An 8,958-nucleotide genomic window follows, 5' to 3' on the forward strand; every position below is an offset into this window, starting at 1 on the left:
GCAACGCCGCGCGACCGGCGCCCAAAGCACAGGCAGGCCCGCCGTCCGGGCGATCATCACAATAACGAATTCAATAGGATAGTGACCGCCGAGCGGGGTTGCCGCAGGAGCCAGGGGTCTATATCGGCGAAGGGGCCTGATCGCGAGGGTCCGCCTTGTTCGTCTTCTACTGCCCGGTTTCCAGCCAGAGCGTGTATTCGCGGCTCCTGATGACGCCGCTGGCGCCGGATTACGAGCCGCTCTTCGCCGAGCAGGCCCCCGCGGCCGAGGCCGCCGGTTCCTTCGCCCCGCATGCCCAGCTGATCCAGGCCATCGCCCATGCCGAGGCCGGCCTGCCGGTGCTGCTGCATGTGCATTGGGAAGAATTCTTCCTGAAGGTGGCGAGCGATGCGGCGGAGGCAGACGAGGCTGCCCTGCTGGCGATCCAGCAGATGGAGAAGCTGCGCCGGCTGGGCGGCCGGCTGATCTGGACGGTGCACAATGCGGCCCCGCACCGGATGCCGCACCGCCAGGCCTTCATGACGCTGCGCCGCTGGCTGGCGGCCCAGGCCGACGCCATTCTGGTGCACAGCCAGCATGCGGTGGAATTTCTCTCGGCGCAGGTGACGGTCGACCGCGCCCGCATCCAGGTGCTGCCGCATCCGTCCTATCTCGGCCATTACGAGCCGGAGGCAGCCGCCGCGGCCGGGCTCGGTACGGCGCCATCGCGGGTGGTGCTGGGCTTCGGCCGCGTCCAGCCGCAGAAGGGCTTCGATCGCTTGGTCGGGATGCTGCCGGCGGCCTATCTGGCCGCGCAGCAGGCGATGCTGCGCATCAGCGGCGAGGGCGGGCGCGGCGCCCGGGCGCTGCGGCGCAGCCTGCCAGAGCGGACGGATGTGCAATGGGACTTCCGCCACGTGCCCGACGCGGAGGTGCCCGGCCTGATCCGCGACGCCGCCTGCGTCGTGCTGGCCTATGAGCAGTTCCTGACCTCGGGCGTGGCCATGCTGGTGCTGAGCTGCGGCGGCATCCTGGTGGCGCCGGACGTGCCGCAGCTGCGCGAGCTGCTGCCGGAGGCGCTGCATCGGTTCCTCTACCAGGATGGCGATGCCGTCGACCTGCAGATGGTGGTGAGCGGCGTGCTGGCGCTGAGCGAGGCGGATCGCCTGGCCTGCCGGCGGCTGGGGCTCGAGGTCGCCCGTCGGCTGCGGCCCGCGGTCGTCGCCGCGGAGCTCGCCGCCGTCTATGATCGCCTCTCGGCGGGGCCGCCGCCGCGCCCGGTCTGCGCGCTGCCGGCCGGGCTGCAGCGGGTCGCGCCGTCGCCCGAGGATGGCCAGGACGCGCTAACGCCGGTGATCGCCGACTGGCCCCGCCAGGACGCCGTCGGCCAGAACTGGGGCGACAAGCTCAACCCGCCGCTGATCCGGCTGCTGAGCGAGCGGCCGGTGCTGCATGTCGACCATGGCGGCAGCGAACCGCCGCGGGATGTCATCCGCGTCATCGGCAGCGGCATCCGCAGCAGCCGCGACAGCTATGTCATCTGGGGCTCCGGCTTCATCGGCAGCAAGGACAAGGTTCCCGCGCTGCGCCGCATCCATGCCGTGCGCGGCCCGCTCACCCGCGCCAAGCTGATCGCCGCCGGCCAGGACTGCCCGGCCGTCTATGGAGATCCGGCGCTGCTGATGCCGATCTTCTACCGGCCGGCGATCGCGGTGGAGTATGACCTCGGCATCATCCAGCATTTCCGCGAGGCGGGGGTAGAGCCACTGCCGCGGATTGCGCCGGGGCTGCGGGTCAGGATCATCGACATCACCGGCGGCATCACCGCGGTGCTGGACGATATCCTGGCATGCCGCGAGATCGTCTCCAGCTCGCTGCACGGGCTGATCGCGGCGCATGCCTATGGCGTGCCCGCGACCTGGATCAAGTTCAGCGACCGGCCGCTCGGCGACGGCTTCAAGTTCCGCGACTACTGGGCCTCGGTCGGCTGGCCGGCGGCGCAAGCCATTTTTGTGAACGGCGAGACCGATGCGCTGTCGCTGATGGGCGAGAAGCGGCAGGCGATCCCGATCATCGACGTGCAGGCATTGCTGGAAGCCTGTCCCTTCGTGCATGCCGAGCGGCGCGCCGCGCTGCGCGCCCGCGCCGCCGAAACCCTGCCGGTGATTCCGCCGGTCCAGTTCCTCGCCGCCGCCTGACGCTGGCGGAGAGGCGGAAGGAAGATGGGGGTCCGGGGGAATTCCTCCCCCCGGCCTTCCTCGCAGCGCCTCGCGACGTTCCCGAAGAACGGCGCCCGCCCTTCGACGATCCCCGTCACATTGCTCCGCCAGCCTGGGGAGGCCATGAACAGCCCGACCGGCGCGGCGGCCACGTCGTCGATTGCCGCCGTGCCGGTGCGGGCACTGGCGCCCTGCGCCAGGGGTGGCGGAAACTCAGCCGGCGCCGGGCGGCGTGCCGCGGAGCTTCCTGCCGGACCGCGGCCCGGCCAGCAGGAACTCGCCGCCGGCCAGGATGCGGCGCTCGTCGGCGGCGATGCGGCGCTCGGCGGCCGGGCCCAGCCGCGCCACCACCCGCGCCACCAGAAGGTTGGCGATGGCCAGCGCCCCGTTGGTCGATTCGGGAAAGGCGCCGCCCTGGGTCGGCGCGATGAAGATCAGCGGCCCCGCCAGGCGCTTCAATGGCGGGATGGCGGCCTCGACGATGGCGATGATGCGGGCCCCGGCGGCGGCCGCGCGCTCGGCCATGCCGATGACCGGGCGGGAGAAGGGGGCGAAGGTGACGACCACCAGCACGTCGCCCGGAACGACGTCCTGCAGCGCCGCCTCCGACACGCCGGCCATGTCGCCCACCAGCACCACGTCGGGCCGCGCCTTGTGCAGGGTATAGGCCAGGGCATAGGCGGTGGAGAAAGCCGTGCGCCGCCCGGCGACGTGAACGCGGCGGGCCTCGGCCAGCAGCGCCACCGCCTCCTCCACCGGGGCCGCTGCCAGGCCGCGCAGGGCCTGGCGCAGCACCTCCTGCTCGGCCGCCAGGAAGGCCTCGGCGAAGCCCCCGGCTTCGGCGGCGGCCAGCGTCCGGGCGCTGTTGTGGTTGCGGGTGGCGGCGATGCCGCCGATGCCGCCGACATGGCCCCGGCGCACGCTTTCCACGTAATGCCGGCGCAGCGCGTCGTAGCCAGGCAGGCCCAGCCGCTGCGCCAGCCGCACCAGCGTCGCCGGCGGCACCTCCACCCGCCGCGCCAGCTCGCGCATCGAGAAGACGGCGACATCCTCGGGATGCGCGAGCATGTGCCGCGCCGCGGCCGCGATCGGGCCGGACAGCGCGGGCAGCAGGGCGGCGAGCGCGTCGGTGACGGACTCCGGCGGGGTCATGAAGGCCATGCTGACGCTATATTCGTGAAATGCAATGATCGATCCAAATGATCCATGTTGCAGTTCGGAGAACCATATGGTCCAATCCGTCCTCGCAAGGATGTGAGCCTTGCTGAACCCTGAGGCCCCCATGATCCACCGGCGCCCCGCGACGCTGCCGAATCAGGAAGGCCTGGCGCCGCCGCTGTCCCGCTCGGCAGCGGCCTATCGCGACGCCCGGGCGGTGATCCCGGGCGGCAGCATGCGCCCCTCTTCCTGGTTTGCCCCTCACCCGCCTTACGCCCAGCGCGGCGACGGCTGCTGGTTGACCGATCTCGACGGCCGCCGGCTGCTCGACGCCTCCAACAATTTCTTTTCCCTCATCCACGGACATGCGTTTCCGCCCGCGGTCGAGGCCATCCGGGAAACCGCGGCGCAGGGCACCGCCTTCGGCCTGCCGACACCTTACGAGACCGAACTCGCCGAGATCATCACCCATCGCGCGCCCCTGCTGGAACAGGTGCGCTTCTGCAATTCCGGCACCGAGGCGGTCATGTTCGCGGTCAAGGCTGCGCGCGCACTTTCCGGCCGCAGCGCCATCGCCAAGTTCGAGGGCGCCTATCACGGCACCTACGACGCGCTCGAGGTGTCCTACGACTGCAACCCGCAGAACTGGGACGCGCCGGACGGCAACCCGGCCTCGGTGCCCTATTGCCGCGGCACGCCGGAGACGCTGCTGGCCGAGACGGTGGTGCTGCCCTTCGGCGATCCGAAGCGCTGCCGCGAGATCCTGCGCCGCCAGGGCAGCCGGCTGGCGGCGGTGGTGATCGACCCGCTGCCGTCGCGCATCGGCATGGTGCCGGCGACGACAGCGCTGCTCGAGGTGCTGCAGGAAGCCCGGCAGCGCGATGGTTTCCTGCTGGTCTTCGACGAGGTGATCAGCTTCCGGCTGCATCACGCCGGGGCGCACAGCCTGTTCGGCGTCACGCCCGACCTGGTGGCGCTGGGAAAGATCATCGGCGGCGGGCTGCCGGCCGGCGCCGTGGCGGGGCCGGCGGCGCGCATGGCCGTCTTCGACCACACCCAGGGGCGGCCCGGCGTGGCGCTGGGCGGCACCTTCTCGGCCAATCCGCTGACCATGGTGGCGGGCGCGGCGACGCTCGCCGGCTATGACGAGGCCACCGTCGATCGCCTCGCGCGGCTCGGCGACGATTTCCGCCAGGCCACCAACACCGCCTTCCGCGCCGCCGGGCTGACGGCACAGGTCACCGGGCTGGGGGCGCTGTTCCGCCTGCATCTGACGCTCGGGGAGATACGCGACTATCGCTCGATCACGCCGCCGCCGCGCGGGCCGGGCGCGCTGGCCGCGGTGCATGCCGGATTGCTGCGGCGCGGCGTGCTGCTGACACCCAACTGCTCCGGCGCGCTGTCGACGCCGATGGGCGACTCCGAAGCCGCGCTGCTGCGGCAGGCCCTGCTGGAGGCGGTGGCCGAGGCGGAGGCCTGACAACCGGGCGGCGGTCAGAAACGGCTTGCTACGGCCTCGGAATTTTTCCGATGCTGCGGGTGGGCGGGGCTTCGCGACCCGCCGATGCGCGAGAGGGGATCGCCGCTTGGGTGACATCGTCTTCGACGGGATCGAGAAGCGCTACGGCGCCCTGGTCGCGGTGGAACGCCTCTCGGCCCGCGTCGAGCAGGGCGAGTTCCTGACCATCCTCGGCCCTTCCGGCTCGGGCAAGACGACGGTGCTCTCCATGGTGGCCGGGCTGACCGCGCCCAGTGCCGGCCGCATCCATATCGCCGGGCGCGACGTCACCGACCTGCCGCCGCAGGAACGCCGCATCGGCCTGGTCTTCCAGTCCTATGCGCTGTTCCCGCATCTCGACGTCTTCAGGAACGTCGCCTTCCCTCTCGCCGTGCGCGGCGTTCCGCGCGAGGAGATGTCCCGCAGGGTGGCGGCGGCCCTCGCCCGGGTGCGGCTGACCGGGCTGGAGAAGCGCAGGCCGGCGCAACTGTCGGGCGGGCAGCAGCAGCGCGTGGCGCTGGCCCGCGCCCTGGTCTTCGAGCCCGACATCCTGCTGCTGGACGAGCCGCTCGGCGCGCTCGACAGAAAGCTGCGCGAGGAGGTGCAGGTCGAGCTCAAGTCGCTGCAGCGGGAGCTCGGCATCACCACCCTGCTGGTGACGCATGACCAGGAGGAGGCGCTGTCGCTCTCCGACCGGCTGCTGGTGCTGAACGAAGGCGCGGTGCAGCAGGTGGGCGCGCCCGACGCCGTCTATCGCCGCCCCGCCAGCCGCTTCGTCGCCGAGTTCCTGGGCATCGCCAACCTGCTGCAGGGGCGCCTGGTCCGCGGCGGCCTGCGGCTGGAGGGCAGCGAGGCCGTGGTCGCCTGCGACGCGGCCGGCCGGCCGGAGGGCGCGCTGGCCACCGCCGTGATCCGGCCGGAGCAGATCCGCATCGCCGCCGGCCCGGTGCCCGGCTCGCTGCCGGCGCAGTTCCGCCAGGCGGTCTATCTCGGCCATCTGCAGCGCTGGCACCTGGAGACGGCGCAGGGGCTGCGCCTGATCGCCCAGGCCGGCGCCGCGATCCCGCCCCAGCCCGGCGAGGTGCTGCACCTCGCCTGGGACCCGGGCGATGCCTGGCTGCTGCCCGAGCCCGGCCTCGCCGCCTCCGCCGCCGCGGCCACCCGCGCGGCGCTGCTGCCCGCCTGAGCGCCCTGATCAGTCGCCTTCACGGGCTGCCCGCCTCGCCTCCGCCTTGGCTCGCCACGCCGTGCCGTGCCTGCCGCCATCAGAGGAGCGCGCCATGACCGTCACCCGCCGCGGCCTGATCCTGGCCGGAACAGGCCTCGCCATCCCCCTCGCCGCACCCCGCATCCTGCGCGCGCAATCCGTGCGCGAGATTCGCATGATCGAGGCCGGCGGCAAGTCCGGCGATTCGATGGAGCCCTATATCCGCCCCTTCACCGCGGCGACCGGCACCCGGGTGGTGCGGGAGAGCCCCAATCCCTTCGGCAAGCTGCGCACCCTGGTGCAGGCCGGCCGCCCGCCGGTGGTGCTGTTCGAGGTCGGCAGCACCCAGGTGAAGCAGGGCGAGGCGCTGAAGCTGCTGGAGCCGCTCGACTGGAACGCCATCGCGCCCGACGAGATGTATCCCGAGGCGAAGCTGCCGCTCGGCTTCGGCTGGCAGTACTACTCCACGCTGATGGCCTGGCGCAGCGATGCCCGCGCGCCGAAGAGCTGGGCGGATTTCTTCAACACCCGCGACTTCCCCGGCAAGCGCAGCCTGCAGGACCGCCCCTATATGCTGGCCTTCGCCCTGCTGGCCGACGGCGTGCCGCCGGAGAAGCTCTTCCCGCTCGACATGGATCGCGGCTTCCGCGTGCTGGAGCGGATCAAGAAGGATGTCGCCGTCTGGTGGACCGCCGGCGCCCAGCCGCCGCAGCTGCTGAAGGACAACGAGGTGCAATACGCCGCCGCCTATTCGGGGCGCGTCGCCGCCACCCCCGGCATCAGCTACACCTTCGACAGCGCGGCGCTGGACTGCGCCTATCTTGTGGTGCCGCGCGGCGTCGATGCGGCGGAGAAGGCCGCGGCCATGCGGCTGCTGCGCGAGTTCAGCCGCGCCCCCGCCCAGGCCGAGGCCGCCGCCATCATCTCCTATACCGGGCCCAGCCCGGCGCTGACGCCGCTGCTGCCGCAGGACAAGCTGGCCGAGTTCCCGACGGCGCATCGCGACAAGCAGTTCCAGCACGATGTCGGCTGGTGGTACGACAATGCGGAGGTGGTCGAGCGGCGCTGGCAGCAGTTCAAGCTCGGCTTCTGACGCGCATGTCCGCGACGGTCCCTGCCCTCGGCCTGGCCGCGCCCCGCCCGGCCGCGCGCCGCAGGCTGGGGGCCGGCGCCTATGCCCTGCCGCTGCTGGCGGTGATGCTGGTCGCCTTCAACCTGCCGATCCTGGCCATGCTGGCGCAGAGCTTCCTCAGCCCCGAGCCGACGGTGGCGCATTGGGCGGAGCTGGTGCAGACGCCGCTCTATCTGCGGGTGCTGGGCAACACCTTCTGGCTGGCGGCGATCACCGCGGGCGTCTGCGGGCTGCTCGGCTATCCGCTGGCCTTCTGGATCCGGACCCTCTCGGGCCGGGCGCAGCTGGTGGCGCTGACCCTGGTGCTGATGCCCTTCTGGATCAGCGTGCTGGTGCGCACCTATGCCTGGATCGTCGTGCTGGGCAATGGCGGGATGGTCAACCGCAGCCTGCTCGGCCTCGGCCTGGCCGAGGCGCCGGTCTCCTTCCTCTACAACACGCTGGGCGTCACCATCGGCACCACCAACGTGCTGCTGCCCTTCCTCGTGCTGCCGCTGCTGGCCGCCATGATGAAGCTCGATGAGCGGCTGTTCCAGGCCGCCGCCACCCTCGGCGCCAGCCAGCGCGCCATCTTCTGGCGGGTGTTCTTTCCGCTGACGCTGCCGGCCTTTGCCGCCGGCATCCTTCTCGTTTTCATCCTGACCCTGGGCTTCTACGTGACGCCGGCCATCCTGGGCGGCGGGCGGGTGCCGATGATCGCCAACATGCTCGACGTGCTGATCAACCTGATGCCGCGCTGGGAGCTGGCGGCCGCCATCTCCACCCTGCTGCTGGTGGCGACGCTGGGATTGTTCGCGCTCTACCGGGCGATAGGAGCGCGGGGCGCATGAAGGCGGGTCCGCTGGCGCGGCTGGTCGCGCTGCTCTCGCTCGGCTTCCTGCTGGTGCCGATCGTCATCGTCGTCATCATGTCCTTCTCCAGCGCCAGCTCGCTGCAGTTTCCGCCGCCCGGCCTGTCGCTGCGCTGGTATCACAGCTTCTTCGCCGATCCGCGCTGGGTCGAGGCGCTGCTGACCTCGACGCTGCTGGCCCTCGTCTCCAGCGCCATCGCCCTGGTCCTGGGCAGCCTCGCCGCCTATGCCATCACCCGCGGCCGCTTCTGGGGCCGCGGCTGGCTGGAGGCGAATTTCGTGGCGCCGATGATCCTGCCGGCCATCGTCATCGCCGTCGCCCTCTACCTGTTCCTGGCGCGGATCGGGCTGCTGGGGAGTGCTGCCGGCCTGGTGCTGGCGCATGTCATCCTGGCGGTGCCCTTCGTGGTGCTGATCGTCGGCGTCGGCATCCGCGGCTTCGACGCGCGCATCGAGCAGATCGCCTTCACCCTCGGCGCCTCGCGGCCGCAGATGCTGTGGCGGGTGCTGCTGCCCAACCTCGTGCCCAGCCTGGCCTCGGCCTATATCCTGGCCTTCATCAGCAGCTTCGACGAGGTGATCGTCACCCTCTTCGTCGCCGGCACCTACCAGACCGTGCCGAAGCGCATGTTCAACGAGCTGATGCTGGAGGTGAACCCGACCATCACCGCCATCGCCACCATCATGATCGGCCTCAGCCTGGCGGCCATCGCCGGGGTGGCAGCCATCGCCGGACGGCGCGGCATGCGCTCGATGATGGGGGATGGCGGCAGTTAGCGCTTGCGGCGGACGGGCGATCCATACAATACCAGGCCATTGCATGGATTGATCCACTCATGCCTGGCGAGACGCTGACGAAGCCCTGGGTCCCCGCGGTCGACCGCGGGGACCCAGGGCTTCGTCAGCGTCTCGCCA

7 protein-coding genes are annotated in these 8,958 nt (G+C 71.4%); 6 read left to right on the plus strand and 1 reads right to left on the minus strand.

Features of this window, described 5'->3' with window-relative positions:
- The first annotated feature begins 191 nt into the window (after positions 1-191).
- Positions 192-2,177 carry a polysaccharide pyruvyl transferase family protein gene (locus tag BKE38_RS05730; RefSeq protein ID WP_131829496.1) on the plus strand — a complete coding sequence of 662 codons (1,986 nt, stop codon included), beginning with the start codon at positions 192-194 and terminating at the stop codon, positions 2,175-2,177.
- A gap of 234 nt (positions 2,178-2,411) precedes the next feature.
- Here the strand turns inward: BKE38_RS05730 and BKE38_RS05735 are convergent, their stop codons facing one another.
- Positions 2,412-3,350: a MurR/RpiR family transcriptional regulator gene (locus BKE38_RS05735; RefSeq protein ID WP_076956412.1), complete on the minus strand. Its 939-nt coding sequence runs from the start codon at positions 3,348-3,350 to the stop codon at positions 2,412-2,414.
- A 109-nt stretch (positions 3,351-3,459) separates the two neighbouring features.
- Between BKE38_RS05735 and BKE38_RS05740 the strand changes: the two genes are divergently transcribed.
- The 5 genes from BKE38_RS05740 to BKE38_RS05760 all read left to right on the plus strand — a co-directional run bounded on the left by BKE38_RS05740 (position 3,460) and on the right by BKE38_RS05760 (position 8,820).
- Complete coding sequence (locus BKE38_RS05740; RefSeq protein ID WP_207553501.1) at positions 3,460-4,836, plus strand: aspartate aminotransferase family protein; 1,377 nt, start codon at positions 3,460-3,462, stop codon at positions 4,834-4,836.
- 106 nt (positions 4,837-4,942) lie between these two features.
- On the plus strand, positions 4,943-6,040 hold the full coding sequence (locus BKE38_RS05745) for an ABC transporter ATP-binding protein (protein ID WP_076956405.1): 1,098 nt from the start codon (positions 4,943-4,945) through the stop codon (positions 6,038-6,040).
- 94 nt (positions 6,041-6,134) lie between these two features.
- Positions 6,135-7,154: an extracellular solute-binding protein gene (locus BKE38_RS05750; RefSeq protein WP_076956406.1), complete on the plus strand. Its 1,020-nt coding sequence runs from the start codon at positions 6,135-6,137 to the stop codon at positions 7,152-7,154.
- A gap of 5 nt (positions 7,155-7,159) precedes the next feature.
- Positions 7,160-8,023 carry an ABC transporter permease gene (locus BKE38_RS05755; protein ID WP_076956407.1) on the plus strand — a complete coding sequence of 288 codons (864 nt, stop codon included), beginning with the start codon at positions 7,160-7,162 and terminating at the stop codon, positions 8,021-8,023.
- The gene (locus BKE38_RS05760) at positions 8,020-8,820 is read left to right on the plus strand and encodes an ABC transporter permease (RefSeq protein ID WP_076956408.1); all 801 of its coding nucleotides are present in this window, start codon (positions 8,020-8,022) and stop codon (positions 8,818-8,820) included. Before BKE38_RS05755 ends, BKE38_RS05760 begins: the two co-directional genes overlap by 4 nt.
- Positions 8,821-8,958: the final 138 nt, after the last annotated feature.

This window comes from Teichococcus deserti (assembly GCF_001982615.1).
In the GTDB taxonomy this organism is placed as follows: domain Bacteria; phylum Pseudomonadota; class Alphaproteobacteria; order Acetobacterales; family Acetobacteraceae; genus Pseudoroseomonas; species Pseudoroseomonas deserti.